At 61.7% G+C, this 24,831-nt stretch carries 24 protein-coding genes; 4 read left to right on the top strand and 20 right to left on the bottom strand.

Going from position 1 to position 24,831, the window contains the following annotated elements; translation table 11 throughout:
• Positions 1-120 precede the first annotated feature (120 nt).
• The 5 genes from ACUY3D_RS06655 to ACUY3D_RS06635 form a co-directional block, all read right to left on the bottom strand.
• Complete coding sequence (locus ACUY3D_RS06655; protein ID WP_448240655.1) at positions 121-612, bottom strand: GNAT family N-acetyltransferase; 492 nt, start codon at positions 610-612, stop codon at positions 121-123.
• 22 nt (positions 613-634) lie between these two features.
• Positions 635-2,428, bottom strand: coding sequence for an ABC transporter ATP-binding protein (locus tag ACUY3D_RS06650; RefSeq protein WP_070533574.1), 1,794 nt, complete (start codon positions 2,426-2,428; stop codon positions 635-637).
• Positions 2,425-3,999 (bottom strand): ABC transporter transmembrane domain-containing protein, encoded by a 1,575-nt coding sequence (locus tag ACUY3D_RS06645; protein ID WP_448240653.1) that lies wholly within the window; start codon positions 3,997-3,999, stop codon positions 2,425-2,427. Before ACUY3D_RS06645 ends, ACUY3D_RS06650 begins: the two co-directional genes overlap by 4 nt.
• 71 nt (positions 4,000-4,070) lie before the next feature.
• Positions 4,071-4,274, bottom strand: a complete 204-nt coding sequence (locus tag ACUY3D_RS06640) for a hypothetical protein (RefSeq protein ID WP_070523292.1) — start codon at positions 4,272-4,274, stop codon at positions 4,071-4,073.
• 170 nt (positions 4,275-4,444) lie between these two features.
• Positions 4,445-5,320 (bottom strand): hypothetical protein, encoded by an 876-nt coding sequence (locus ACUY3D_RS06635; RefSeq protein WP_070533566.1) that lies wholly within the window; start codon positions 5,318-5,320, stop codon positions 4,445-4,447.
• 372 nt (positions 5,321-5,692) lie between these two features.
• Here ACUY3D_RS06635 and ACUY3D_RS06630 point away from each other — a divergent pair, with 372 nt between their 5' ends.
• Positions 5,693-6,616, top strand: a complete 924-nt coding sequence (locus tag ACUY3D_RS06630) for a methylenetetrahydrofolate reductase (protein ID WP_070533565.1) — start codon at positions 5,693-5,695, stop codon at positions 6,614-6,616.
• Positions 6,613-8,877, top strand: a complete 2,265-nt coding sequence (metE, locus tag ACUY3D_RS06625) for a 5-methyltetrahydropteroyltriglutamate--homocysteine S-methyltransferase (protein WP_448240650.1) — start codon at positions 6,613-6,615, stop codon at positions 8,875-8,877. Before ACUY3D_RS06630 ends, metE begins: the two co-directional genes overlap by 4 nt.
• A gap of 4 nt (positions 8,878-8,881) precedes the next feature.
• Here metE and ACUY3D_RS06620 read toward each other — a convergent pair whose 3' ends face one another.
• The gene (locus tag ACUY3D_RS06620; RefSeq protein WP_448240649.1) at positions 8,882-9,532 is read right to left on the bottom strand and encodes an HAD family hydrolase; all 651 of its coding nucleotides are present in this window, start codon (positions 9,530-9,532) and stop codon (positions 8,882-8,884) included.
• Between the two features lie 69 nt (positions 9,533-9,601).
• Between ACUY3D_RS06620 and ACUY3D_RS06615 the strand changes: the two genes are divergently transcribed.
• Positions 9,602-10,132, top strand: coding sequence for a peptidylprolyl isomerase (locus ACUY3D_RS06615; RefSeq protein ID WP_039672975.1), 531 nt, complete (start codon positions 9,602-9,604; stop codon positions 10,130-10,132).
• 71 nt (positions 10,133-10,203) lie between these two features.
• Positions 10,204-10,848: a rhomboid family intramembrane serine protease gene (locus ACUY3D_RS06610; RefSeq protein ID WP_448240648.1), complete on the top strand. Its 645-nt coding sequence runs from the start codon at positions 10,204-10,206 to the stop codon at positions 10,846-10,848.
• A gap of 310 nt (positions 10,849-11,158) precedes the next feature.
• Here the strand turns inward: ACUY3D_RS06610 and ACUY3D_RS06605 are convergent, their stop codons facing one another.
• The 14 genes from ACUY3D_RS06605 to ACUY3D_RS06540 all read right to left on the bottom strand — a co-directional run bounded on the left by ACUY3D_RS06605 (position 11,159) and on the right by ACUY3D_RS06540 (position 24,817).
• Positions 11,159-11,797 (bottom strand): response regulator, encoded by a 639-nt coding sequence (locus ACUY3D_RS06605; RefSeq protein WP_071406946.1) that lies wholly within the window; start codon positions 11,795-11,797, stop codon positions 11,159-11,161.
• A complete protein-coding gene (locus tag ACUY3D_RS06600) occupies positions 11,794-12,927 on the bottom strand; it encodes a sensor histidine kinase (protein ID WP_269948689.1) in 1,134 nt (377 codons plus the stop codon). Before ACUY3D_RS06600 ends, ACUY3D_RS06605 begins: the two co-directional genes overlap by 4 nt.
• A 10-nt stretch (positions 12,928-12,937) precedes the next feature.
• Positions 12,938-13,765, bottom strand: coding sequence for a hypothetical protein (locus tag ACUY3D_RS06595; RefSeq protein ID WP_070562136.1), 828 nt, complete (start codon positions 13,763-13,765; stop codon positions 12,938-12,940).
• A gap of 2 nt (positions 13,766-13,767) precedes the next feature.
• Positions 13,768-14,427 (bottom strand): ABC transporter ATP-binding protein, encoded by a 660-nt coding sequence (locus ACUY3D_RS06590; RefSeq protein ID WP_070523305.1) that lies wholly within the window; start codon positions 14,425-14,427, stop codon positions 13,768-13,770.
• Positions 14,428-14,536: 109 nt separating this feature from the next.
• Entirely contained in the window at positions 14,537-15,190 is a 654-nt protein-coding gene (locus ACUY3D_RS06585) for a response regulator transcription factor (RefSeq protein ID WP_144268818.1), read from the bottom strand.
• Between the two features lie 9 nt (positions 15,191-15,199).
• Positions 15,200-15,409, bottom strand: a complete 210-nt coding sequence (locus tag ACUY3D_RS06580) for a hypothetical protein (RefSeq protein ID WP_070533549.1) — start codon at positions 15,407-15,409, stop codon at positions 15,200-15,202.
• A 49-nt stretch (positions 15,410-15,458) separates the two neighbouring features.
• Positions 15,459-16,535: a sensor histidine kinase gene (locus ACUY3D_RS06575; protein WP_269948690.1), complete on the bottom strand. Its 1,077-nt coding sequence runs from the start codon at positions 16,533-16,535 to the stop codon at positions 15,459-15,461.
• Positions 16,536-16,550: 15 nt separating this feature from the next.
• Positions 16,551-16,826, bottom strand: coding sequence for a cell division protein CrgA (crgA, locus tag ACUY3D_RS06570; RefSeq protein ID WP_010188168.1), 276 nt, complete (start codon positions 16,824-16,826; stop codon positions 16,551-16,553).
• A 68-nt stretch (positions 16,827-16,894) separates the two neighbouring features.
• Positions 16,895-18,835: a Stk1 family PASTA domain-containing Ser/Thr kinase gene (gene pknB, locus ACUY3D_RS06565; RefSeq protein WP_269948691.1), complete on the bottom strand. Its 1,941-nt coding sequence runs from the start codon at positions 18,833-18,835 to the stop codon at positions 16,895-16,897.
• Between the two features lie 6 nt (positions 18,836-18,841).
• Positions 18,842-20,254 (bottom strand): protein kinase domain-containing protein, encoded by a 1,413-nt coding sequence (locus tag ACUY3D_RS06560; protein WP_144676051.1) that lies wholly within the window; start codon positions 20,252-20,254, stop codon positions 18,842-18,844.
• Entirely contained in the window at positions 20,254-21,684 is a 1,431-nt protein-coding gene (locus tag ACUY3D_RS06555) for a penicillin-binding transpeptidase domain-containing protein (RefSeq protein ID WP_250223930.1), read from the bottom strand. The genes ACUY3D_RS06560 and ACUY3D_RS06555 overlap by 1 nt, the downstream gene beginning before the upstream one ends.
• On the bottom strand, positions 21,681-23,033 hold the full coding sequence (locus tag ACUY3D_RS06550; RefSeq protein ID WP_144676047.1) for an FtsW/RodA/SpoVE family cell cycle protein: 1,353 nt from the start codon (positions 23,031-23,033) through the stop codon (positions 21,681-21,683). Before ACUY3D_RS06550 ends, ACUY3D_RS06555 begins: the two co-directional genes overlap by 4 nt.
• Positions 23,034-24,368, bottom strand: coding sequence for a PP2C family protein-serine/threonine phosphatase (locus tag ACUY3D_RS06545; protein ID WP_269948692.1), 1,335 nt, complete (start codon positions 24,366-24,368; stop codon positions 23,034-23,036).
• Positions 24,365-24,817 carry an FHA domain-containing protein FhaB/FipA gene (locus ACUY3D_RS06540; protein WP_070444458.1) on the bottom strand — a complete coding sequence of 151 codons (453 nt, stop codon included), beginning with the start codon at positions 24,815-24,817 and terminating at the stop codon, positions 24,365-24,367. Before ACUY3D_RS06540 ends, ACUY3D_RS06545 begins: the two co-directional genes overlap by 4 nt.
• Positions 24,818-24,831 lie beyond the last annotated feature (14 nt).

Raw genomic sequence — 24,831 nt, 5'->3', positions numbered from 1 at the left:
GCACTTCCCCGGCGGTATTTCCGGCCCGAGGCTGGGGTATCCCTCCGGATAAGTGAAATCATCCTAATACCAGCACGCCAGACCAGCTAACCACCCAACCTCACCAACACATCCTGTCGTTTAGGCCACATCCTTGAAGCGCTTGACCAGGACGATGTGCCCGCTTCTCTCGCTCACCGGCTCAAAGCCAAGGTGCAGGTAAAGGCGGTGGGCGCGGTCGTTGTCTTTAGCCACTGACAGCGAGATACCTGGGGCGCCCATCTCGCGGGCAAGTTCGGTGGCGGCGTCGATAAGCATGGTGCCCACTCCTTGGCTGCGGAAGCGAGGTTCCACAGCTAGCGCGAGCTCCGGAATGCCCTCGGCAACGTGGCCGAAACCATGGCGCTCAGCTGTGCCCCAATTCAGCCACACGCCACCAGCAGGGACGTGGCCCTCCCAGGCGATGAATCCACCGCGGGAAGGTTCCCAACCGCCGAGGTAATAATCAAAACCTTCCTCGAAGCCCGCGGGGAGTTCCTTGTGCTCATCGCCGAAGGTATCGGCAAGAAAGTTAATACGGGCGAGGTAGGTGCGGTCAGCTTCGGTGAGGGAAAGAAGATGCATAGCTTCCATGGTAGGACGCGGCGTGCACCACCTATGAGCCGTGCTCCCATTGGGAATAGGCCGAGGCATAGCGCCCGCCCAGGTCCATCAGCTCGGCGTGGGTGCCATCCTCAACGATCTGACCCTGTTCCATCACGATGATGCGGTCGGCCTCGCGGGCCTGGTCCAGGCGGTGGGCAACGACGAGCGCGGTGCGCCCCTTGGTGACTGCCTTGGCGGCGCTTTCGAGTACCTTGGCGTGCTCGGAGCCGGCTTCGGAGGTGGCCTCATCCATAATGAGCACCGGCGGCTGGCGCAGGATCATGCGAGCCAGGGAAAGCTGTTGCTCGGCCTCCGCACCGATCTCTTCGTTGCCCGCACCAATGAGCGTATCGAGGCCCTGGGGCAGCCACCGCGAATGTTTATCCAAGCCCACGGTGTTAAGCGCCTGCCATAGATCCTCATCGCTGGCGTCAGGTTTGGCCAGGAGCAGGTCCTCGCGCAAGGTGCCGGAGAAGAGATGGACTTCTTGGGTAATGAGCGCGACGTGCTCTGTAATCCACGTATTGGGCACTGAGGCGGTATCGATGCCATCGAGGCTGATGTTCCCCGCCGATGGGTACTGCAGGCCCGCCACGAGGGCGGCGAGCGTGGATTTACCCGCACCGGAGGTACCCACCAGGGCGGTGGTGGTGCCGGCGGTGAGGGTCAGGGAGACGTCGTCAAGCACGCGTGCCCCGCCGGGGTAGGCGTAGGAAAGGTGCTCGATGGAGATGGTGGGGGCGTCGTTCAGCCGGGGAGTGTCCTTGAGCTCCTTCGTACCAGCGCTGTTGTCCAAGGTGGCCAGGGCCACCGCGCGGCCGAGGGACGTCACGGAATGCTGGATCTCGCCGGCGAAGAAGAGGATGTTGAACACGTGGATCTCCAACCGCATGACCAGCAGCACGGCGGCGGTGGCCTCGCCAGGTGTCAACCATTCCCACATCACCATCGGCACGGACATGAGGACGGAGCCCAGCAGCAACACCGCGAAGGCCAGGGCGCCTTGGCCCAGGATGCGGTTGATGAGCGGCACCTTGTCGCCCCAGGCCTGTACCGTGTCCCAGGAATAGCGCTCCATGCGTGCATGCGCCCAATCCTTCAGGGAGAACTGGCGGAGGGTCTCCAGGGCGCGAATCGTGTCCAGCAGCACGTTGTTGCGGTAGGCCTCCACCGAGGACACCTCGTTGGCCACGGCGGGGATATCCCGCATGGTGCCGCGGATGAAGGGGTAGAGCAGACAACTTACCGCGATGAAAAGCAGCGCATAAGCGGGGTGAATGAAGATCATCATGAGCGCGGTCAGCGGCAGCATGAAGAGCGTGAGCACGAGGCGGTCACCCATCATGGAGATGGTCATGACGACGGTGTCGATGTCCTTGGATAGGCGCGTGATGATGTTACCGGTGCCCAATTCCATGACGGCGGGCACGGGGGCGCCGAGGGTGGAATCCAGCGCTGAGGTGCGCAGATCCACCGAGAGCCGGCGGGTGGTGGAGGTAACCAATAAGCGGCCCACGGTGCGGCCGGTGACCTCCACGAGGAAGCCCACCGCGATAACAACGAGCGCGCCCACCATGGCTGCGCGCCCCGTGCCAAGGATGGGGATCTCCACGCCCTGGATGATGTCCACGACGCGGCCAAGCACCTGGGAGACCAGGTTCATCATGATGACCGTAACGGTAAACAGGCCGAAGAAAAGGGCGATGCCAAGCCGACTGGGCGCACTGGGCAGGGTCTTCAGAAAACGGAGACACTCCCGCGGGGAGGCAGGTGCAAGGGCATCCGCGCGATCCTGCTGGCTCATAGCTCCACCACCTCATCGGCGTTGGCGGCCCACGTGGAGGCGGATGTAATGATCATGGTGGTCTTGCCGGCGCGCAGTTCACGCACGCGCTTGGCGACGTCCGCCAGGGTCAACGAATCCAGCCCCGTCGTGGGGTTGTCCAGCACGAGGACATCGGGGTCGAGGGCGAGCGCGCGGGCAAGCGCGACGCGCTGGCGCTGGCCGCCGGAGAGGTTGAGGCCCGCCTCACCGATGGGCGCGGTGGGCAGCTCACCGTTGGGACCAAGCCCACCGAGGCGGATAACAATATCCTCGCAGGCGGAGGCGTAAAGGGCGGCGTGAAGCTGCGTAGCGCTAGCACTTCGCAGCGGATCGACGTTGTCCTGCAGGGTGCCCTCCAACACGGAGATGCGGTGGGGCGGGCACAAGGCACCGTGCTCATGGAGGTAGCGCACCCAAGAGTCCACGGTGCTGCGCCCCTTTGTGCTGATAGGCATCCACACGTGCAAGCCGGGGGAGAGGTTAATCGGCGTGCCGGCGGCCTCAGTGGTGTTGGAAGAAAGCTGGCCGAGCAGCTCGCCGACGCGCTCCACGGAGGCACGTGCCCGCGCCCAGTTCTCCGTGAGCAGGCCGAGAGACACACCTAATGCTGTGAGCGCGGGCGGGACGAGCATGGTGATCGCCATCATCCCGCCGGGGGCGATGCGGCCCTCGAAGGTTTCCCAGGAGGTCCAGGCAAGAATGCCCACGGCAAAGGAGGCGGGAACCATCTGGCGCAGCCAGGCCATGAGGGAGGATAGCTTGGCCTCGCGGAGCATGGCGCCCAAGGAGTTCTGGGCGGCGTCGGAAAAACGTTGGCGCGCGATGTCCTTGGCGCCGAGGCCTTTGATGACCCGGGAGCCTTGAGCGAAGTCCGTGGCGAGTGAAAGCGCGGTGTTCTCCAACTGGCGGCGGCGCGCGGCGATCCTCGTCAGCGGCTTCGTGGTGGCCCAGGAGGCCAGCGCGGTGGCGAGTGCGCCAACCAGCAGCACAGCTGAGACCTGCCAGGAAATCGGGGCCAGGCTGACCACCGCGCCCAAGAGGTAGCCCACCATGACCAGTGGGAAGTTGAGGATCTGCTTGAGTTGGCCGATGTAGTGCGAATCCTCATCCATCGTGTTGAGCAGCCGGCCGGGGCTAATGCCTGCGGTGGAAGCGCCCAGCAACTTATCCAGAAGGTTCAGGCGCAGCGTATGGGTGGTGCGTGCTTGGGACAAGTCTGTGAAAGCATCCGCCGTGGCCTCGCAGATATAGGCGATGAAGAGGAGGATCGCCGTGGCCGCAAGCGGCAGCGCTACGGTGCGCCAGGAGGGCTCGGAGAAGGCATACTGCGTGGTCTGGCCGATGATGACGGAGACCAACGCGCCCAGCGGCGCGTTGATGAGGGTGGCAACGAAGATGCCGATAACGCCGGTGCGCTGGGCGCCGAGCAGATGCCACGTTGCTTTAGCTGGGCGGGAGAAGTTGGTGGTCTCGGTGAGGGAAACCTCGCCGGTAGGTGGCTCATCGGGGAGATACCACGACCACGTCCGCATGCGTGGATAGTGAGTCATAAAGACTCATCCTATAGCGCAAAAGGATGGATGAGTGATTCAGATTACGATCGGTGACTCACTGTGGGGAATTAAGCCAAGTGGTAATTTTCCACGTCATAACCGTTGAACTCGCGGTCGACTCCATAATCATCGACGGAGTTAAACTGCGTGCCGTTTTCAATGGCAAAGCGCAGGTTATCCACGCGGGTGGACGGATCGCCGCTCACGGCACCTGCGGGGAAATAAAAGGTCTCCCCGCTCTTGAGCTTGACTACGAGCGACTCAAAGCTCATGCCTGATCTCCTTGCCTGCTGTTGATAGGGCTTCCCGCGCAAAACAGCGCGCGGGCACCGATCTTTGAGGATCGATGCCGATTAGCCTTCAATTCAAGCAGGTCGGGCGCGCGGGGGCAACGCAGTGAGATCAAGGCAACGAAATGCGCACCCCCAAGGTTGGGGGGGGGTTAGTTCTCGTCCTCGGTCTGGAGGCGGTGCTTGCCCTCGGACTCGTGATCATCGGTGATGCGGGAGGTGTCGGCATCCTTCTTGTCGGCGTTGCTGACCTCGATCTCGGTCTCGACGGCGTCCTGAATAGCGGTTTCTTCCTCGCGGTGCTTGGCCAGCTGCTCATCCAGCGAGCCCAGCAGCTCTTCGTCGCGCTCGACGACGCCCTCCTCAGCCAAGTCGGACTCCTTCTTGGCATCATCCTCAGTGGTGGAGGTGTAGACCAAGGTGGAGCCCTGCGGCGCGGACGGGGAGGAGAAGTCCTCAACGCGCGGCGGAACGGCGGATTCCTTCTCCTTCTTCTGGGCGAAGAAGTAGTAGATGCCACCGCCGATGGCAGCAATGGCGGCAACGAGCGCGGAGATCAGCCAGATCTTCGAGCCCTTCTTCTTGTCCTTGCCGCTGAGGCGGCGGGCCTTCTTCTGCAGCTGGGCGCTCTGCTTCTGCGCCTTCTTCTCAGCCTTAGAAGCCTTCTTCTTAGCCTGCTTGCGGGCCTTGGAGGTCTTCTTTTCTGCCTGCTTCTGGGTCTTTTTCCACTGCTTGGAGGCCTTGTCCTGGGCCTCTGATGCAGCCTCAGAGAGCTTCTCGGTGGCTTCCTCGCTGCGCTCCTTGAGCTGTTCGAGGGTGCGCTCGAGGCGGGCGTGCGCGGCCTTGGTCACGGCACCGGCTTCGCGGCGGGCCTCCGGGAACCACTCGCCATCGCGCTCTTCCATGCGGGCAGCCGCAGTTTCCAACACGGAGTAGGCCTCACGAGCCTTCTCATCGCGGCGTTCCTTGAGGCGCTCCACCAGGGCGGAGGTGGCGCTAATAGCTGTGGACAGTGCGGTGGGGTTCATCGGGAGAGATGCTCCTTTACGTCGATGCTGAGGTAGTTGCTCTGTGGGTAATAGTTTATGGAGTGATTGTCGGCACCGGACGGGACACTGTACATGAGTGTCCGCGTTGGTGCTGGTTACTCCCTTTCAGCGTAGTGGCGGCAGCCACGTCCTGCCACCACGGGCCGCAAGGAGGGAGCGGTTCAAAGAAAATAGACAGCTTTGTACGGAACAGTCGCCTTTTTATTCACCGTAGGTTTCGGCAACGGTGCAGCTGGCTGGGTTAGAAAGGTATGACCATTGCATAAATGCTTTCGATCAAAATGGACAGCTTGGTACGTTTTTCCCCAACGCAAAGATGACCGACCACGATAACCTGCAGAGGAGGTGAGCATGTCCCCGCGACTCTCCGCATCCGCGCCACTAGACCAAATCAGCGAAGATACGCCTAAGCGCCCACAGCGCACCGCTCTCTCCTTCGAGGTGATCCCGCCGCGCCACGATGCGGACGCCAAAAAGATTGACCGCTTGCTCGACACGCTTGCCGCATATAACCCCGATTACATCGCCGTCACCAGCTCCCAGCGCTCCGGGTGGCTGGAGGGAACCGCGGCCTTCATTGAGAAGATTTCGCGAGATACCGCGATGCGTCCCCTGGCGCACCTGGCCTGCACTGCCGGCACGGAGGAAGAGCTCGTTGGCTGGATCGACACGCTCGTCGACGCCGGCGTGCGCGGCCTTCTCGCGCTCCGCGGCGACCTGCCAGAGGGCGGCATGCCCGAAGGCCACCTGCCGCACGCCGACTCCCTCGTCCGGCTCATTCGCCGCTGGGAATCTGCCCGCGTGGCGCGCTTGGCCGCTGGGCGCTTGGCCGTGGGCGTGGCTTGCTACCCCAACGGCCACGCCGAGTCCGCCACGGCGGACGAGGACATCGACGTTCTCCTGGCCAAGCAACGCCTCGGCGCCGACTTCGCCATCACCCAGCTCTTCTTCGACGCGGAGGATTACGTCCGCTTCGCCCAGCGCGCCCGGCTGGCGGGCGTGCGCATTCCGCTCATTCCCGGGATCATGCCGATGACTAGCCGCGCTCGGGTGGAGCGAATGTGCCAGCTGTCCGGGCTGGACGGGCCGACCAAGGTCCTCGACCAGCTCGCGGCAGCGAACTCCCCCGAGGAAGAGAAAGAAATCGGCATGCAGATTACGGCCTCCCTGGCGAAATCGGTGATGAACGCCGGCGCCGACGGGCTGCACATCTACACGCACAACAATCCAGACATTACGACTGACCTGCTTAATCGAATTGGAGTCACCCCATGACCGCACCATTCCCCAAGGCCACTATTGAGGGCTACCCGCGCGTCGGCGCCCACCGCGAACTCAAGCGTGCGCTGGAGTCCTACTGGTCCGGCAAGATTGATGCCGAGACCTTCGAATCCGCCGCGCACTCCCTGCGCCTCGATACCTACGCCCGCCTCAAGGAGCTGGGTCTCACGGAGGATTACGCCATCCCGGCCGACGTTGCCTACTACGACCACGTCCTGGAAACCGCCCTGACTGTAGGCGCTGTCCAGGGCGAGAGCCTCGATGACGAATTCACCCTGGCTCGCGGTAACAAGGACACCGCGCCGCTGGAGATGACCAAGTGGTTCGACACCAACTACCACTACATCGTCCCGGAGATCGCCGATGACCAGGCCTTTACCGCCCGCCCGCAGCGCGTGCTCAAGATCGTGGAGGAGGCCCGCGCCGCCGGCCACACCGTCCGCCCGGTCCTCGTTGGCCCGGTGACCCTGCTGGCCCTGTCCAAGCTGGCCGAGGGCGCCACCAAGCAGCCCCTCGACCGCCTTGATGAGCTCGTGGACTCCTACCTCACCGTATTGGCTGAGCTTCACGACGCCGGCGTCGAATGGATCCAGCTCGCCGAGCCGGCCCTCGTAGCCGACCTCGCCGCGGCTGACGACGCCACCTTGGCTGCCGCACTCAAGTCCGCCTATGGCCGCATCCTTAGCGCGGAGAAGCGCCCGCAGGTCTACCTGACCACGCCCTATGGTTCCCTCAATGCTGGCCTTGACGTCATCGCTGAGCTCAAGCCGGAAGCGGTCCAGGTGGATCTCTCAGTGGGCACCTTGGCGCTGGACAATTCCTACCTCGAGCGCGTCGCTAAGCTTGCCGAAGCCACCCACCTCGCCGCCGGCCTCGTCGACGGCCGCAACGTCTGGGCCGCCAACCTGCGCGACCTGCGCGAAAAGCTCGAGACCCTGGGCGAAGGCGTCACCGTAACCACCTCCGTCTCCCTGCAGCACGTCCCGCACACCGTCGAGGCGGAGACCTCCCTGCCGGTCGACGTTGCCACCTGGTTCGCCTTCGCCGACGAGAAGATCCGCGAGGTCGTAGCACTCGCCGCCGGCCCGCTCGACGCCCCGGAGGCATACGCGCAGGCCGACCGCGCCGTGCGCACCCGCGCCGAGTCCTCCCGCATCCACAACCAGGCCGTGCAGGAGCGCACCGCGCAGCTGCCGGAGGGCCAGGTCCAGCGCCAGCCGGAGTTCGCGGAGCGCAACAAGGCACAGGAGGCCCTCGGCCTGCCGCAGCTGCCGACCACCACCATCGGTTCCTTCCCGCAGACCTCTGAGATCCGCGCTGCCCGCGCCGCGCACCGCAAGGGCGAGCTCTCCGACGCCGACTACACCGAGGCCCTGCGCAACGAGGTGAAGTCCGTCATCGAGCTGCAGGAGCGCTTGGGCCTCGACGTCCTGGTCCACGGCGAGCCGGAGCGCAACGACATGGTGCAGTACTTCGCCGAGCTTCTCGACGGCTTCGTCGTCACCGAGAACGGCTGGGTCCAGTCCTACGGCTCCCGCTGCACCCGTCCGCCAATCGTGGTTGGTGACATCTCCCGCCCGAAGGCCATGACCACCGAGTGGGCGAAGTTTGCGCAGTCCCTGTCCGAGAAGCACGTCAAGGGCATGCTCACCGGTCCGGTGACCATTCTGGCCTGGTCCTTCGTGCGCGATGACGTCCACCAGTCCGTCTCCGCCGACCAGCTCGGCGTGGCGCTGGCCGACGAAGTCCGCGACCTCGAAGAGGCCGGCATCGACATCATCCAGATCGATGAGCCCGCCCTGCGTGAGCTGTTGCCGCTGCGCGAGAAGGACCGCAAGGCTTACCTCGACTGGGCCGTGCGCTCCTTCCGAGTGGTTTCCTTGCAGGCGAAGCCTGAAACCCAGATCCACACGCACCTCTGCTACTCGGAGTTCGGCCAGATCATTGACGCCGTCGCCGGCCTGGACGCCGACGTCACCTCCATCGAGGCCGCCCGCTCCCGAATGGAGCTGCTGGAGGACATCGATGAGAAGTTCCACTCTGAGATTGGCCCGGGTATCTATGACATCCACTCTCCGCGCATCCCGTCCGTGGCGGAGATGGCCGAGCTCATCCGCGCGGCACTCAAGAACGTGCCGGTCGAGCGCCTGTGGGTCAACCCGGACTGCGGCCTGAAGACTCGCGGCTACGAGGAGACCGAGGCCTCCCTGCGCAACCTGGTCCTCGCCCGCGACGAGGTCCGCTCTAACCTTTAGGGGTTTAAATCTCTGGATTTAAACCGTTCATCGCCGTCAGCTCACTGAGCGCGGCGATGTCTCCGTTTCCGGCCCTATCGAAGTGCAGCGCCTTGAGCCCTGCGGCCCGGGCGCCTTCGACATCATTGGCCACCGAATCACCAATCATGAGTGTGGAGCCAGGCTCTACCTCTAGGCGCCGACAAGCCTCGAGGTAGGCCTCTCGGTGAGGTTTTGGCTTAGCCATTTCCACGGTGGGAAAGAGCTCAACGCCTGGCAGGTCGAGCCCGCCCGCCTTTAGCTTGCCCTCTTGCATCTGGCGAGCTCCGTTCGTCAAAATGCCCACTTTGAGGCCGCGGGACAGGACGTGCTGGAGGGTGGGGCGGGCGTCGCCAAGCGCCTGCCAGTGCTTTTCGTACGCGGCCAAATACTTGGCATATTCCGCCAGTGCCTCCTGCTCCGTCATCTCCGGGCGGCCCAGGAATTCGCGGCAGCGCTCCACTCGCTGACCTTGGTGGGTGACCTCGCCGCGCTCGTAGGCGGCGAACCACTTCTTTTCGATCTCCGCGAAGCGCTCATGGTGCCCGCCCGGCAGCCACTCCTCGACGGCCGCATGCATCGCGGCGGTGTGGTCCATGAGGGTGTCATCGAGATCGAAGAGAACGGCGCGAATCATGCTTGCAACCCTACGCAGATCGCTGACAGCGTCGCGGCGGAACAACGAAATGGTGGAAATTTCCATACAATGGCTGGCATGACTCAGAAGACCGCAACTGCAACGATGCACACCAACTACGGTGACATTGTTATCGACCTGTTCGGTAACCACGCACCGGTAACCGTTGAGAACTTCATCGGCCTGGCTAAGGGCGAGAAGGACTACACCACCCAGAACGCCAAGGGCGAGCAGTCCGGCCCGTTCTACGATGGCGCTATTTTCCACCGCGTCATCGACCAGTTCATGATCCAGGGCGGCGACCCGACCGGCACCGGCCGTGGCGGCCCCGGCTACCAGTTCCAGGATGAGTTCCACCCGGAGCTGCAGTTTGACCGCCCGTTCCTGCTGGCCATGGCGAATGCCGGCCCGGGCACCAACGGCTCCCAGTTCTTCATCACCGTGGCGCCGACCCCGCACCTGAACAACCACCACACCATCTTCGGTGAGGTCACCGACGCGGCTTCCCAGGAAGTCGTGTCCAAGATTGCGAAGGTCTCCACCGACCGCATGGACCGTCCGGCTGAGGACGTTGTCATTGAGTCCATCGAGATCGCCTAAGCGTTCTTAGCTTTTCATCTGAGCCCGCTGCCACGTGATGTGGTGGCGGGCTCGTTGTTTTAGGAGTCTGCGTGAAGAACTATCTGAAATCAGCACCGGCCACCCTGGTGCTTATGGTGCTGTGTATCGGTGCCTGGTGTGCCGCGGCCATTCAAGGCTCGTCCCTCTCCGCGCCCTACTATCGCAGCATGCTGGCCCAAAACTGGACGCTGTGGGGCCCTGAAGTGTCCGAGCACCCCACAACTGTCATTACCGCGGGCTTTATGCATCTCGACGCCGGGCACCTCTTGGTCAACATGGTGATGCTGTTCTTTGTGGGCAGGGAAGTAGAGCGCGCTCTGGGTAGCGCGCTGTATGCGGCGGCCTATCTCATCTCCATTGTGGGCTCTTCCGCCGCAGTGCTGTGGATGGATTTCGGCACGCCTACGGTGGGCGCCTCCGGAGCCCTCTTTGCGCTCATGGGTTTACTCATTGGTGTGTACCGCAGCCGCGGTCTAGACCTGCGCGCGCCCATCGTTCTCGTTGTAGCCAACGTTGTCTACAGCTTCGTGGCGGAGAACGTCTCCGTGTGGGGGCACTTGGGTGGCTTGCTCACAGGACTGCTGTTGGCACCATTCCTCTTTCGCCAACGTGCGTGGCTGCGTTGGCTGGGGATATGGCTTATCGGGGTGATAGCTGCTGTTGCAGCGGCGCTGCGAGCTGGGCTTTGGGGATAACTCGGGCGTGTTATCCACCAAAACCTCTGTGCGAAAGAATTCCACATAAGTTATCCACATTGTGGATAACTACATTTTTGTAATTTACCGAACGTGTGCGCCAAGATAACCGCAGATCAGCAGCTTAATCGGTTGTGTTCGAAGTTTTTGTACGGGCTGTGGGAAGCGTGAAAACACTTATCCACAGGGTGTGGAGAAAGGCTGTGGAATTCGTTTTCCACAGAGTTATCCCCACCCTGTGGATAACTTTGTACCCAAGGTGTTAACAGTGCTCCGGTTGCGAGGTGGTGTTGGGAACTGCGCCCCCTAGTTAGCTCACCACTCCTGCGCGAAAGGCCCAGATCACGAGCTGTACTCGCGAACGAGCTCCCACTTTGGCCATCGCAGATGACAAATGAGTCTTGACCGTAGAGGGCTCCAAATACAGCTCGCGCCCGATTTCGATGTTGGTTAATCCTTTGCCCAGGGCCCGTACACACTCGAGTTCGCGCGGCGTGAGTAGGGCTGAATCTACCGTGGCCCGCGCTTTCCGCCGACCAAATTCTGCAATCACCCTTTTAGTAACCGCAGCGTCGACCATGCCTTCACCTGAGGCCGCGTGTTTGACTCCTTGGATGAGGTCGGTCATTGGGGAGTCTTTCAGCATGACGCCACAGGCACCGGCTTCGAGGGCACCAAAGACGTATTCGTCTAGGTCAAAGGTGGTGATCACGATGACTGCTGGGGGATTGTCTTGTTTGTTAATCTCCGTGGTTGCGTAGATCCCGTCCCCGTCAGGCATGCGGATATCGAGGCACACCACGTCAATGTCGCGAGCCTTTGCAGCCGCTATCGCCTCATTCCCGGAAGCTGCCTCAGCCACAACTTTGATCTCACCGGTGGCCTCGAAGATTGCTTTTAATCCCTGTCTGATCAGAGGTTGGTCATCAACTAACAAGACTCGAATCATGGCTTCCTCCAGGTAATGAGCACCAGCCAACCATCTTCGGTAGGTTCATTGAAAGCGGTTGCACCGACAGCTCGGGCGCGCTCTTGGATGCTGATGGTGCCACGGCCCGCGGGGCTATGTGTGAAAGTGCCGCGGGTGATTATCCGCAGTTCATCATCGCTCAGCATGACATCAACAGGCGCGCCTGTTGCATGCTTGCGGGCATTTGTCAGAGCTTCTTGGGTGATTCGATAAGCCGCGATCAACTCGCCCTCCGACAAGTGGGAGGTGTCCGAAAACGTTACTGCCTGCCCTAGAGCGCGAACCTCCGAAATTAGCGCAGACATGTTTGTCGGCTGAGGGATGCGGTGTATTTCGGCATCGGAAACCGAAAGCTTGCCAACGGTCGCGCGGACATCCTGGAGTGCTTTCGTCGTCGACGAGGTCACGTGTTGGAGATGCTCTTTGGCAGCGGTGGGGTTGACATCGATGCATGCCTGTGCGGCTTGAGCTTGGATGGCGATGGCTGAGAGGTGATGGGCGGTGGTGTCGTGAAGCTCCCGCGCAATGCGGGCGCGCTCCTCGACAATGGCGTTTTCCTCAGCGAGTTCTGCTTGGCGGGCGAGGGATGCGGTGAGCTCACGGTTATTGCGGACAGCGAGTCCAATAGCAAAGAACACTATGAGGGGGAGCAGCCAGCCCAAGGCTGTGAGCAGAGTAAAAAGTGGAGGCTCGATTCCTCCCAGCGGTGGCATGGCAATGGCGCGGAGGACGCCGACAATGAGACCCGAGATAATGAGGGAAATAGAGTCGCGAGTTTTTGAGTTCGTGTGCAGCGCTAGCGAAAACGCAGCCACCGAGGCAGCGATACCGTTGTAGCCGAGGCTGTGGTCTGCGGTGACGAGACAGTAGAGGGACCACAGAAGCTCAGTAGCAGAAATCCCGAGTAGGACGCTTAAGGGAAATTTACGGCGCCAAAGCAGGAGGATGCCTTTGGCAATGATGGCAACAAGAATCAGCCAGAACTGCGCTGGAGACAATGCGGTATTGAAGGGGGTTGGTTCCATCGAGCTAGCCACTAGGAACCCAACGAGGTCAAGGGATAGAACGATGACAGCGAGAGCGATGTCTCTGGCTGAAAGGCGATTCATGAAGTCCATGTTAAAGATTTGCCCGGTAAAAGCGGGTGAGCCCAAGTCCCATGCTCACAACCGACCAGCCGGCAAGTACAGCAATACCTACCCATGGATTCATAGTTTGCGTTGCCCCCTGTCCACCAGCAATTGACACAGCAGAAGAAGGAAGCCAACTGTAAAGATACGGTTCCCACCCGGCCATGACGCCGATAGTTCCCAAGATCACTCCTGCCATCAACACTGCGACAATGACCCCGATGGCTGGACCGATTCTCCGTATGGCTAATACGACACCGATGATCGCGAGGGTCAGTAGTAGCACGGCCAAGCTGCCTCGCAGCCACACGACAGCGACATTAGAAGCAGAAGCAACCAGAGAAACATCATTCATCGGAGCCGCAACCAGTGCGATCAGTGAGTTAAGAACGCACGCTGCCACGCATACTAGGAGGACGGTATTCAGCACCGCCACGATCAAAGAACTCGCCCATTTCATACGCGAACCAGCGCCAACCACCTTCCACACCACTGCACCGCTGGAAAATGGGTAGCTAGCTGCAGTGATTGTGAGTGCAACAATGGCGATGAGGAAGATTGAAATGCCTGTGGACTGGCCAGAACCTGTGATATCGAGGGCGGCCAATTGGAAACTGGACGTCGTGGGGTCGGAGCCGTCGATAAGCGCCTGCACCTGTTGGCCTGTTGGACTGTCACCGACTTGTGGCGGGTCAATTTTCAAAAGGAACGGAAGTGCCCACTGCAGGACAGCGCTGATGCCCGCCATCATAACTGCGAGTATCGCGACGATCAGCACGTTCGGGAGGTGACGAAGGGTATAAAGCTCGGATTTCATGTCTAGCCTTTCGTAGCGTGGGCGAAGTAGGCGGCTTCAAGGTCAGGGATTTCACTGAGAACGCCTGTGAATGTGGTGTGACCACGAGAAATGATGACTACGTCGTGGGCGACTGCGGCCGCTTCAGCCAGATGATGGGTTGCCATGATAATTGCCTTCCCACGGGAAGCTTCCGCACACAAGACTTCGCCCAGCCAACGAATGCCGTCAGGATCAAGACCAGAGGACGGCTCGTCCAAGATGATGATGTCGGGATCTTGTAACAGAGCTCCCGCTAGCGCTATACGCCGTTTCATGCCTAACGAGTAAGTTTTGAGCTGCCGGTCGCAGCGGTGCGACATATCGACAAGCTCTAAAACCTCTTGTACCCGATACTTATCGACGCCATATAGCCTCGCCATTGCGTGGAGATGCTGACGCCCGGTGAGACTGGTAACGAGGCCGCCATCGTCGAGGAGCAGCCCGATGGTGCCATTGATGTGCTTCGTTCCGGTGGCTTTCACCAAGCCGAGGGCAGCCCGGAGCGTGGTGGATTTGCCGGCGCCGTTTGGACCAAGCAAAGCGGTGATCCGTCCGGGCGATGCCGTGAGGTTCGCGCCGTGGACAACCTCATGTCCGGCGAAGGAGACGGTGATGTCTCGAGCAGTGAATACGGTGTTCATACCTCTGACGATATTGATCAGGGGCATGAGAAACATCGCCTAAGCAGGCAATCTTTAGCCTCCGCCATTTGGGGGAGAAGCCCGTTAACCGAGCAGAGTTGGGTCGGGCTTAAGAGCCAGCGCCGCCCAGAATCTTGGCCACTAGGTTCAGGCGCGTGCTGGCGCCGAAGATGGTGATGAGGCGTGAGACATGCTTCTTCACGGCGGATTCGGAATAGTGGGTGGCGGCAGCGATCTCAGAATTGGAGTTGCCGGCGAGGAGGAGTTTGAGGACGGCAATTTCGGCGTCGTGAAGCTCGTGGCTCTCAATGGCGGCGGCGACGGGATCGCGTGGGGTGGCGGGTTCCCCAATGTAGTCCACCAAACGGTGCATGGCGGCGGGTGCCACGACGGTGCCGCCCTCCACGGCGGCGCGGACCGCTTCGATGATGGAGCGCGGGCGCTGGTTCTTCAAGATATAGCCCGCGCCGCCCGCCCGCAGGATCTTCAGCATCGTGTCATCCGAGTCGAAGGCGGTGACGGCCAAAAACGTCGGGGGATTCGGCGCGGAGTTAAGGTGCTTGAGCAGCGTAATGCCGTCCATGTGCGGCATGTGAATATCGGCGAGGACGAGGTCCGGCTTGGCTTCGTCAAGCTGGGCTAAGCAATCGGCGCCGTTAGTTGCCTCACCGACCACCGTGATGTCCTCGGTGGTCTGGAAGTAGACGCGGAGCGTCGAGCGAACGAGCTCATCATCATCAACGAGGAAAACCCGAATGCTCATGGGAACAGTTTAGCCGCACCACCAGAGCTGGGGGCTGTTGGAGCAACGGAAGTGATCGGCGAATTCGCCCGCGAAAGACTTGTAGAAGGTGAATCCGGTGGACTCAGTGTTCTCAGTAGCGGTGTCAACGGTGGTGTCAGCAGGAGCCTCAGCGGCGCTGGCGATTGGCGCGGAAAACAGCGCGAGTGCTGCGGCGGCAACGGCGAGGGAAGTACGCATGTCAAACCCTTTTTAAATTTAAGAAATGGCGGACTACCGGGAAAGCTTACTATATTTTTCTGAGGCTGGCGGTGGGAAGAGAAAGGCGCGTGACCCAGTGCTCGCCTTCTTTGCCGCTGCCGAAGCTGCCGTGCATTCGGCGAACGCGGCGGGCTATTTCACCCAAGCCCAGATTCGTCGTCATGTATTGGCGTGATTGCTGAGCCGCAATCACGGAAGTGATCACCACGTCGATGGTCTTAGAGGTGCTCGTTGCCTCGATGCTTACACGGGATTCAGGGCGAGCGTACTTGAGGATGTTGATGGCGAGCTCAGAGAACACGAGGGAGAGCTTTTCCGGCAGCGCAAGCTCACCGTTCTTGCCCATATTGGTCTGTGCTTCGCACTGAAAACCATGACTGCTCAGGAAGCTAACCATGGTGTCGAGGTCTTCTTCCAAGGACTTAACTCCCTGAGTCACGCTCTCATTCTTCATCACGCGTAGCAGGTCGCGGACCTCGCCCATGGCGCGGCGGGCGTCGTTAGCAATTGCCTCTGCGGAGTCGGCCGCTGAGGGATCCGTTTGGGTCAGCGCTAGGGTCTCAGAACGCATGACCACGGAGGTTAAGGTCGCGGCGACCGAATCATGGAGGGCTGTCATAAGCGCCTCGCGTTCCTCAGCGGCGCGTTGCTCAGCGGCAAGACGCTGGTCCCAGGTTCTGCGCAGTACGGCCCCAATGACGATGGCCACCGCATACAAGACAAGCGGTATCGACAGGCTTAACGGGTCGAAAACAGGCAGATAATTAATCGAAGGATCCGTCGTGACGATGTAGGTGTACGCCACCGCTGGGGGAACGGCCCACAGCCAGCGCGTGCGAAACGCCACGATGCCCACGATGACGGGGCTCCACGCCAAGAGCAGGAAAGACCGCCAATCGGAAAACCACATCGCCAGTGCAAAAAGCGCACCGTACCCGCAGGCCGCCACGCGTGGGTAGCGGACGGCCAGCGGTGTTAGGGTGACGCCGAGGCCGGCGAGGACGAGTGCGCCGGGGGTGAGGAAGTTTTTATCCACCGTGACGGTGAGCATCACCAAAATGATGCAGCCGACGCCGGCGATGCTATAGAACTTCGAGGAGTTCATCGGCGGTGCTGAAAGTTAACGCCAGCCCATCGTCATCAACAGACCGATGATGGCCAGGCCGAAGCCGATGCCGTAATTCCACGGTCCCAGCTCCTGCATGAACGGAATGGACTCGCCGGCCAGGTAGTTCACCACCAGCCAGAGCAGGCCGAGGAGCATGAGGCCCAGCATGATGGCGATGTACCACTTCGGGGTGCCCTCAGAGTTGATCTTGACCGGGGTGCGGTTAGTAGCAGAGCTGGAGGACTGCGGGAGTGCAGAGCCCTCCGTCGTGATCTTGGACTTTGGCATTATTACACCTTCACGAAGAATAGGGGTGGTTAATCTGTGAGATACCTTAGCAGCTGCGGCAATGAGAGCTACTGCGGCAGCAGTGCTGCCGGGTCAAACTCCCAGAACCGGACCTGGATGGTCTCATCCTTGCGGATGACATCGCCGCGGCTTGCCGACGCCCATCCGATCTTGTTGCTGTCGATCGGGTTAGACGTTGGGATGCGTTCGCCCACGTCGAGGGAACCGGACCAGCCCTTGGCACGCAGCGCGGATTCGGCTGCCTGCTGCGTGGAATGCGTAATATCCGGTGCCTGGATGAGCATCGAGTTGGAGACTTCCAGGGTGACCTGGCTGCCCTTGGGTAACTTCTGGCCCTGCTCGACAACCCTGAGCACCTGGTTCTCCGGCAGCTCAGAATCCACCGAATTCACGGTGACGTCAAAGTCCATGGAGGACAGCATCTCCACCGCGCGATCACGGTCCATGCCGCTGACGTCTGGAACGCTGACTTCCTTCTGGCCCTTGGATACCGTGACGCGTACTTTCGAGCCCTTGGATAGCTGCGCGCCGCCCGCTGGGTTCTGGGAAATGATCTCGCCCGCGGGGGCCTCATCATTCACCTGCTCCACGTCGGTATTCAGCTCCAAGCCGGCTTCCTCCAGCGCAGTGGTAGCTTCATCCAGCTTCATGCCGGTGAGATCCGGGACCTCGGTGACCTCTTTGCCAGAAGATACTGTCAGGGTGACCGAAGAATTCTTCTGCAGCTCCGAGCCCTCCGCCGGGTTGACGCGGATCACCTTGCCGCGGGGCACATCGGGGCTGGGCTCTTCGTTGACGGTCACCAGCAGGCCAAGCTTTTCCAGCTCTTCGACCGCTTCATTGCGCGGGCGGTTGGCCACCTTCGGGACAGTGACCATGTTCGCGCGCTGGGCTGCTTCATGCTGCTCCTGCTCGCGCTCGCGGGCCTCTTGGCGGGAGCTATCCCAGAAATCCCAGGCAAAGTAGCCAATGATGGCGACGAGGGAGGCGGCGAGCAAGGCCGCCAGCCACTTCAAGCCGGAGCCGGCTTCCTCATCTTCCGAAGGACGGGTGGAGGCCACCGGCGCACGGTGTTGCGCGGCCACGGGTGCCACCATTGTGGTGGGGTGATCCTCATCGTTGACGTGGGAGCGTGCCGCTTCCGGGAGTTGCCCCTGTGCCAAACGATCAAGATCATCGCCCATCTCCCAGGCGGATTGGTAGCGATCCGCCGGGTGCTTGGCCATTGCCGTGAGCACGACGGCGTCGACGCCAAGGCGCTCTCGCTCCGTGAGCTCTTCGTCAATGAGCTCCGAGGGGGGCGTTGGATCCTCCTGGACGTGCTGGTAGGCCACAGCAAAAGGTGTTTCACCTTCAAACGGGGTGCGCCCAGTGACCGTTTCATACATGACACATCCCAGAGCGTAGACGTCGGAGCGGGCGTCGGCAGGCTTGCCCCGCGCTTGTTCCGGGGAAAGATACTGCGCGGTGCCGATGACGGCGGAGGTCTGCGTCATCGCGGACGTGGAATCATCCAGCGCGCGGGCGATGCCGAAGTCCATGACCTTCACCTGGCCGGTGTTGGTGAGCATGATGTTGGCCGGCTTGATGTCGCGGTGGATGATGCCTGCCTCGTGGGAAGACTGAAGGGCATCCGCTACCGGCTTCAGCACGCGCGCGGCTTCTTCCACCGGCATGGGGCCATCCTCACGGACAATGTCGCGCAGGGTGCGCCCCTGCACGTATTCCATGACGATGTAGGGCACCATCAGGCCGTCGATGTCTTTTTCACCCGTGTCGAAGACAGCGACGATGTTCGGGTGGTTGAGCTTGCCGGAGTTCTGGGCCTCGCGGCGGAAGCGCTCACGGAAATTAACATCGCGCGCCATGTCGGGGCGCAGCATCTTGATGGCAACGGTGCGCCCCAAGACGGTGTCCTCGGCCTCGTAGACCTCGGACATACCGCCGGTGCCGATGGACTGGCGGAGGTGGTACCGATCACTGACCATGGTGGGTTACTGGCCTCCCTGTAGTGCGGATTCTTCGGTGGGGTTGTTCTGTGAGTCTAGTTCGGGCTCGAGCGTTGGGCTGTCATTGACCTGTGGCTGCGTCTCCTCAGCGGGGAGAGTGGGTAGTTCCTCATGGGTCGTGTGGTGCGTGGTCACGGAAGGGGAGGGGATGACAGAGTGCGTCATTGTCACGGTGACTTGAGTAGGTTCCTCTTCCACGGTGGTGATCTCGACGGTCTCGGGGCTTTCCGGTTCCTCTTCCACCGTCGTCTCTGGCTCCACCGTTTCGGTCACGATGACCTCGGTGGGCGGAGGCGGCGGAGTTGGAGAGGTGTTGCCCCACAGCTTATAGGCCATGAAACCAATAGCCACGAGGGCGGCGATGGCCACGGCGATGAGCAGCCCAGTGCCGAAGCCCCCCTGCTTGGCAGGGCGCTCTTCAGACTGTGGTGTGGAAACGGCCGGACGCACCGTGGTGGGGTGCGCCATGTTGGCCAGCATCTCCGTGGAGGCGGAAGGCGAGGGTTCGGCTGCGATAGGCGCGAGTGCCGCGGACTTCGGCTGAGGCGGGCGCTGGCCTTGGCGCACGGCAGCAATCGCGTTGGTGAACTCGTTGCCGTCGGCGAAGCGGGTGCCCGGGTCCTTGCGCAGGGCCATGCCGATCAGTTCACGGGTGGGCGCGCTAATCGACGTCGACAAGGGCTCCGGCGCCTGACTGATGTGCGCCAGCGCCACCGATACCGAGGAATCGCCGCTGAAGGGGCGCTTACCAGCCAGCATTTCATAGCCCACGACGCCGAGCGAATAGACGTCGGAGGACGGGCCAACCTCATATCCCTGGGCCTGCTCGGGGGAGACGTATTGGGCGGTGCCGACGACCATTCCCGTGCGGGTCAGCGGCACCGCGGCGGCGGCCTTAGCGATACCAAAATCGGTGATCTTGACCTGCCCATTTTGGGTAATCATGAGGTTGCCGGGCTTGATATCGCGGTGCACGAGGCCCATGTGGTGGATCACGGAGAGGCCGTGGGAGGCCTGCTCCATGACGTCGAGGGCCAGCGTTTCCGGCAGTGCGCCTTCGCGCGCTAAGAGATCCGCCAGGGATTCTCCGCGAATGTACTCCAAGGCCATGTAGCAGAAGATGCGGCCGTTGTCCTCGAGCTCCCGGTAGTCGTACGTAGCTACGACGTTCTCGGAATCGATGGATTCTGCGGCCTTGGCCTCGTTGCGGAAGCGCGAGAGGAACTCGTTGTTATCGGAGAACTCTGGGCGCAGGACCTTGAGGGCGACCTCGCGGTCATTGCGGACGTCGTCCGCCAGCCACACCGTGGACATGCCACCGTGGCCGACGATCCACTGCAGCTGATAGTCCTCACCAATCAGCGCTTGGAGGTGTTCCTTGTTATCTGCACTACTCACTATTGCTGTCCTCCGTATGCGCGCAGGATGGCGCGGCCGATGGGCGCGGAAACCTGACCGCCGGTAGCGTTCTGACCCAGATTTCCGCCGTCCTTCACCACGACGCCGACCGCGATGTCCTTCTCCGGGTCGAAGGCCACGTACCACACGTGCGGGGCGAGGCCCTCGCCGTGCTCGGCGGTGCCGGTCTTGGAAGCAAAACCGTTCCCATCGAAACCAAACGTGCTGCGCTCCGAGGCGAACATGAGGTTCGTGATGGTGTTGGCCGTTTCTTCGTCGACGGCCTCGGCGGCCTGACGCGGTTTGGTGGTGCGCAGTTCCTTCATCTGGGCATCGGTGATGCGGTTGACCAAGTAGGGCTCCATGCGCTTGCCCTTGTTGGCAATGGTGCCGGCCATGATAGCCGCCTGGAGCGCGGACATGGTGACGTCGCGCTGACCGATGGCGGATTGGGCGACCTGGGCGCCGTCGCCAAGCTCGCCGAGCGTGCCGGCCGAACTGCCGACGCCCAATGAATACTGCTCACCCACGCCGAAGCCGTCGGCGTACTTGCGTAATTCATCGGCGCCGATGCTTTCCGACATCTGCACGAACGCCGTGTTGCAGGACAGCGCGAAGGCCGTCTGCAAGGTAACGCTTTCTGCGCCGCCGCAGGCCTGGTTGCCATAGTTGGTGAGCTCCGTGACGGAATCGGGCAGCGTGATGGAGGCGGCGCCGGTCAACGTGGAGTTCGGGTTGAAACCGTTATTGAGGCCGGCGGCGGTGGTGATGATCTTAAAAATCGAGCCCGGGGGCAGGGTGTCCTGCGCAGCGTGGTTAACCAGCGGCGTGCCTTCTTGATTCTGCAACTGCTCCCACCGTTCGCTGGCGTTGTCACCGAGCAGGTCGGAGACGTTGAAACTAGGGGTGGAGGCCATGGCCAGAATCTTGCCCGTCGAGGGCTGGATGGCCACGGCTGCGCCGTTATAGCCGGGCCCGGCTAGCTGGTCGTAGGCGGCTTGCTGCAGTGCGGGATCGATGGTGACCTCGACGTTCGCTCCCATCTGGGGTTTTCCGGAGAGCGTGTCGAGCCAATTGCGCGCCAGCAGCGAATCATCCTTGCCGTTGAGGATGTCATTCTGCGATGCCTCCAGCTGGGAGGCGCCGAAGCGCTCCGAGAGGTAGCCGGTGATGTTGGCGAAGGCGGGGGAATCGGCAGGGTAGGAGCGGGAGTAGTTTCCCTCGGCGTCGGCAGTGGACTGCGCTAAAACCGTGTCGCCAGCGAAAATCTGGCCGCGCGGGGTCGTGCGCATCTCCAAGAAACCGCGAACGTTCTTGGGGTTATGGGCGTATTTGTCGTCGGAAAACGCCTGAATCACGGTGAGGTTCACCAGGAGCACGGCGGTAAGGATGAGGGCAAAGAGGGAAACGAGGCGGATCGATCTGTTCATCGGCTTGCCTCCTGGACGGCTGGGAATAGGGACGTGTCAGTGGGCGCGTTCGAGGTCTGCTCGCGCGCCGGGCGGCGCGCCGCATTGGAGATACGCAGAAGGATGGCCAGCAACATGTAATTGGCCATGAGCGAAGAACCACCCGCGGACATGAAAGGCGTGGTCAGGCCGGTCATGGGCAGCAGCGCGGAGATGCCGCCGGTGACGACGAAGACTTGCACGGCCAAGGTGAGCGCGAGGCCCGAGGCGACCAGTTTGCCATAAGTATCGCGGCAGGTCAGTGCGGTACGGAAGCCGCGCGAGACCAGCATGGCAAAGAGAATGAGCACGGCGGCGAGGCCAATGAGGCCGAATTCCTCACCAATCCCGGCCAGGATGAAGTCCGAGTGCGCTACCGGAACCATGTCCGGGTGGCCCTGGCCCAAGCCGGATCCGGTAATGCCGCCGGAGGACATACCGAACAGTGCTTGGGAAAGCTGGTAACCGGTGGTGTCGTAATTGCCCAGCGGATCCAAGAAGTTGGAGAAGCGCTGCTGGATCTTGTCCGACACCTGGTAGATGCTGAAGCCGCCGACACCCACGAGGATGACGCCGATAAGCAACCAGCTCACGCGGTTGGTAGCCATAAAGAGCATGCCGAGCACGGTGCTAAACAGCAGCAGGGCGGGACCGAAGTCATTGGAAATGCCCATGATGATAATCGCGATGCCCCAGATCACCAGGATGGGGGCCAGATCGCGCAGGCGTGGCAGAGAAATGCCGAGGAACTTGTAGCCGGCCACCGTGAACAGCGAGCGCTTCTGGGTAAGCAGCATGGCGAAGAACAGGATCAGCAAGATCTTGGAGAACTCGCCCGGCTGGATGGAAAACGGCCCCAGCCACAGCCAGATGCGAGCGTCCACGCCCGGCGGTTGCGGCCACACGAGGGGCAAGGCGAGAAGGATCAGGCCGAGCGCACCCAAGATATAGGAGTACCTGGTCAGCGAGCGGTGATCGCGTAGGAGAATGAGCACCAGCGCGAAGAGGATGAGGCCGACGATGGTCCACATCACCTGCCGCACCGCCAGCCCGCCGCCATTCGCTAGGTCGAGGCGCTTCAACAGAATGAGCCCGGTGCCGTTGAGCACCGCGACGATGGGAAGCATGAGCTGATCCGCGTAGGGCGCGAGGAAGCAGAGCACCAAGTGAGCGACGGCGAAGACGCCGATGAATCCACCGATCAGGTAGAGCACATCGAGGGTCAGCACGTTGCCCTGCGACAACTCGAGGCTGACCAGGGTGATGGCGAAGACCACGGTGGCGAGCACGAGCAGGCCGAACTCGGTTCCGCGGGAGAAGAACTTACTCACCTACTTCACCTCCCGGCAGTTTCCTTTAGACGCGTCTTTGTCATCCTTATCTTTTCCGTCCTTCGACGCTGTCGGGCAGGGCTTGAGCGCCTTGTCCGAGAGCTGCGAAAGCTGCGTCTGCACCTCGTCATAAGAACCGGAGGGCAGGTTGCCCACGGCGGCACGTTCGGATTCGGGCAAATCCTGCAGCGTGAACGGTGCGAAATCACCGTCACAGGCGCCGTGCCCCAGCTTGAGCGCGTTGTCCTTGCTTAGGCACGCATTCTGATACGTGTGGTGCAACGGGCGGCCGAAGATCTCATAGTCCGCGCCTTCTTGGATAGTGAGGACGCCTTCTTCATCGGCGGTCACGTAGTAGTTGCTGCCCAGGTAACTTTTCATCCAGAGGCCGCCGCTGATGACCAGCACGATGATGATGGCAAGGCACGCAATGACCTTCCACCCAATCCGGCTTCGCTGTGGCCGCCGCTGTGGTTCGTCCTGGGGCTTCTCCTCAGCGGCCTGCGCTTTTGGGGGCGAGATAAGCTTCGCGGCGCGGCTCGCGGAAGAATCGGGGTGCGTTGGTTCCGGGACGACGCCTTGGACGGCACCGACGGTGATTGGGGTTACGTCATCGCCTTCACCGTCCACGACCTCCGCCACCACGATGGTGACGTTGTCCGGGCCGCCGGAGCGCAGCGCAAGATCCCGCAGGGTGGTGGCGGCCTCTTCGACCGTGCCCTGCTTCAGCGCCTGCTCGATGGTAGAGGCCGTCACCGGATCCGACAGGCCGTCCGAACACAGCAGGAGGCGGTCGCCCGGTTCAGCATCGAGCGTAAAGAGCGTCGGCTCCACGGGCCGGCCGGTATAGGCCTTGAGGATCAGTGACTTCTGCGGGTGGGAGGAGACATCTGCCGGATCGAGCTTGCCCTCATCGACGAGGGACTGCACATAAGTGTCGTCCTTGGTGATCTGGGTCAGCTTGCCCTCGCGCAGCCGGTAGCCGCGGGAATCACCCACGTGGCACACGCCGAATTCGGATCCGTTAAAGAGCAGGGCGGTCAGCGTGGTGCCCATGCCCTCGGTCTCCGGGTGCTCGTCCACGTGCTCGCGGATCGCCGCATTGGCGTCCTCCGCCGCCGCGCCGAGCAGGGCCAGCATGTCATTATCGCCTGGATCGCGCTCGAGGGAGGCCATGTGCTCCACCATGGTGGTGGACGCAACCTCGCCGGCTGCGTGGCCTCCCATGCCGTCGGCCAACATCAGCAGGTGCGGGCCCGCGTGGGCGGAATCCTCGTTATTTTCGCGGACCAGTCCGCGGTCCGTCACTGCAGTAAAAGTCAGGCTTAAAGTCATGCCATCAACCTCACGGTCGTTCGGCCAAGTTTGATATCGGAGCCGACTCCGACTCGTTCTGGCTGGTCAATGCGAACGCCACCAACGAAGGTGCCGTTGCGGGATTCGAGGTCCTCCACGAACCACTCGCTGCCCCTGCGGAACAAACGGGCGTGGTGACCGGAGGAGAAATCATCACCAGTGACAAAGTCACAGTCCTGTGCGCGGCCCATCGTACAGTCCTCAAGAGTGCCTAGCTCCATGTGGGAACCGCGCAGCGGCCCGTCCACGATGGTGATCTCACGCGGCGCTTCGCGACGCCTCTGGGCCCCCTTCACCGGGGACGATGCCTGGTAGACGCCGGCGGCCTTATTGGCATCGCGACGCATGGCGTTGAGTGCGGCCAAGATGAACAGCCACAGCAACACCAGCAGGCCGATGCGCAGCGAGAGCAGCACGATCGAATCCATGGAAAGTCCTTACG

The sequence above is a fragment of the Corynebacterium guaraldiae genome, from assembly GCF_053480195.1.
This window is presented reverse-complemented; position numbering and strand designations above follow the sequence as displayed.

Coding starts and splice junctions, on each gene's coding strand:
- ACUY3D_RS06630 (WP_070533565.1), top strand. CDS start 5,693: ATGTCCCCGCGACTCTCCGCATCCGCGCCACTAGACCAAATCAGCGAA.
- ACUY3D_RS06615 (WP_039672975.1), top strand. CDS start 9,602: ATGGCTGGCATGACTCAGAAGACCGCAACTGCAACGATGCACACCAAC.
- metE (WP_448240650.1), top strand. CDS start 6,613: ATGACCGCACCATTCCCCAAGGCCACTATTGAGGGCTACCCGCGCGTC.
- ACUY3D_RS06640 (WP_070523292.1), bottom strand. CDS start 4,274: ATGAGCTTTGAGTCGCTCGTAGTCAAGCTCAAGAGCGGGGAGACCTTT.
- ACUY3D_RS06595 (WP_070562136.1), bottom strand. CDS start 13,765: ATGAAATCCGAGCTTTATACCCTTCGTCACCTCCCGAACGTGCTGATC.
- ACUY3D_RS06635 (WP_070533566.1), bottom strand. CDS start 5,320: ATGAACCCCACCGCACTGTCCACAGCTATTAGCGCCACCTCCGCCCTG.
- ACUY3D_RS06645 (WP_448240653.1), bottom strand. CDS start 3,999: ATGACTCACTATCCACGCATGCGGACGTGGTCGTGGTATCTCCCCGAT.
- ACUY3D_RS06650 (WP_070533574.1), bottom strand. CDS start 2,428: ATGAGCCAGCAGGATCGCGCGGATGCCCTTGCACCTGCCTCCCCGCGG.
- ACUY3D_RS06655 (WP_448240655.1), bottom strand. CDS start 612: ATGGAAGCTATGCATCTTCTTTCCCTCACCGAAGCTGACCGCACCTAC.
- ACUY3D_RS06580 (WP_070533549.1), bottom strand. CDS start 15,409: ATGCGTACTTCCCTCGCCGTTGCCGCCGCAGCACTCGCGCTGTTTTCC.
- ACUY3D_RS06585 (WP_144268818.1), bottom strand. CDS start 15,190: ATGAGCATTCGGGTTTTCCTCGTTGATGATGATGAGCTCGTTCGCTCG.
- ACUY3D_RS06590 (WP_070523305.1), bottom strand. CDS start 14,427: ATGAACACCGTATTCACTGCTCGAGACATCACCGTCTCCTTCGCCGGA.
- ACUY3D_RS06600 (WP_269948689.1), bottom strand. CDS start 12,927: ATGAATCGCCTTTCAGCCAGAGACATCGCTCTCGCTGTCATCGTTCTA.
- ACUY3D_RS06545 (WP_269948692.1), bottom strand. CDS start 24,368: ATGACTTTAAGCCTGACTTTTACTGCAGTGACGGACCGCGGACTGGTC.
- ACUY3D_RS06605 (WP_071406946.1), bottom strand. CDS start 11,797: ATGATTCGAGTCTTGTTAGTTGATGACCAACCTCTGATCAGACAGGGA.
- ACUY3D_RS06555 (WP_250223930.1), bottom strand. CDS start 21,684: ATGAACAGATCGATCCGCCTCGTTTCCCTCTTTGCCCTCATCCTTACC.
- ACUY3D_RS06620 (WP_448240649.1), bottom strand. CDS start 9,532: ATGATTCGCGCCGTTCTCTTCGATCTCGATGACACCCTCATGGACCAC.
- ACUY3D_RS06575 (WP_269948690.1), bottom strand. CDS start 16,535: ATGAACTCCTCGAAGTTCTATAGCATCGCCGGCGTCGGCTGCATCATT.
- pknB (WP_269948691.1), bottom strand. CDS start 18,835: ATGGTCAGTGATCGGTACCACCTCCGCCAGTCCATCGGCACCGGCGGT.
- ACUY3D_RS06540 (WP_070444458.1), bottom strand. CDS start 24,817: ATGGATTCGATCGTGCTGCTCTCGCTGCGCATCGGCCTGCTGGTGTTG.
- crgA (WP_010188168.1), bottom strand. CDS start 16,826: ATGCCAAAGTCCAAGATCACGACGGAGGGCTCTGCACTCCCGCAGTCC.